The organism is Streptomyces scopuliridis, from assembly GCF_042790125.1.
Lineage (GTDB): Bacteria > Actinomycetota > Actinomycetes > Streptomycetales > Streptomycetaceae > Streptomyces > Streptomyces scopuliridis_A.
In genome coordinates, this window is the sequence record NZ_JBHTZS010000075.1 from 1 (window position 1) to 1,150 (window position 1,150).

Below are 1,150 nucleotides of genomic sequence, written 5' to 3' on the forward strand. Positions count from 1 at the left end.
TACTGACCTTGAAGGCGGGTTGTCGTAGGGGCTGACTGTTGTTGATCGTCGCGGTATGCCGGTTGTATGAGGTATCCGCAGGGTGGGGGTCTGACGGCGGAGAGGCAAGCTTTCCGCGAGCGGGTCCGGATGGAAGCTGTCGGGATGTTCGCTGCCGGGCGGGGCAGTACGGAGATCGCGAAGGAGTTACGGGTCAGCGTCCGGTCCGTCCAGCGGTGGCGGCGGGCCTGGCGGGAGACCGGCGAGGACGCGGTTCGGTCCCGTGGCCCGGCGTCCCGTCCGAAACTGAGCGAGGCGCTGTTCGCCGTGCTCGAGGACGAGTTGGCCAAAGGCCCGGTCGCTCACGGCTGGCCGGATCAACGATGGACCCTGGCCCGCATCAAGACGTTGATCGGCCGGCGGTTCCACAAGAGCATGACGCTGTCGGGCATCTCGCAGATGCTGCGGCGGCACGGCTGGAGTCACCAGGTTCCGGCCCGTCGGGCCGTCGAGCGTGACGAGGCGGCCGTGGCCGGCTGGGTGAAGGAGGTGTGGCCGCACCTGGAACCACCGCGGCGGCGCTCGGGGCCTGGATCGTCTTCGAAGACGAGGCCGGGTTCTCGATGACGCCGCCGACCTCCCGCACCTGGAGCAGGCGCGGATCCACCCCGGTCATCCGGGTCCGCGGCCGTTCCCAGCGCCGCTTCTCCATAGCCGCCCTGTGCTGCTACAAACCCGGCGAACGGTCCCGCCTGATCTACCGACCCAAACGGCATACCGATCACAAGAGTGGCGGCCGCAAGAGCTTCGCCTGGACCGAGTACCGGGACCTCCTCATCGCCGCCCACCAGCAGCTCGACGGACCTATCGTCCTCATCTGGGACAACTTGAACGTCCACAAAGACCGCCGCATGCGGACCTTCATCGACGCACACGACTGGATCACTGCCTATCACCTGCCGCCCTACGCACCCGATCTCAACCCCGTCGAAGGCATCTGGTCGGTCCTCCGCCGGACCAGCCAGGCGAACACCGCCTTCACCGGCCCCGACCACCTCATCCGCCGACTACGACATGGCCTCCGCCAGATCCAGTACTGCAGCAACGCCATCGACGGATGCCTCACCGCGACTGGACTCACACTGACGACACCACGCCTACAACCTCAGTA

General features: G+C 66.9%; 1 protein-coding gene. It reads left to right on the forward strand.

Translation table 11 applies throughout. From position 1 onward, the window contains the following. Window positions 1-66: 66 nt before the first annotated feature. Window positions 67-1,150, forward strand: a protein-coding gene (locus ACFRKB_RS38985) for an IS630 family transposase (protein WP_463291768.1) whose coding sequence is annotated in 2 segments (ribosomal slippage) — window positions 67-520 and window positions 520-1,150 — 1,085 coding nt annotated over the 2 segments. Because the reading frame shifts where the segments join, the coding sequence is not laid out codon by codon here. This gene is flagged as partial in the annotation.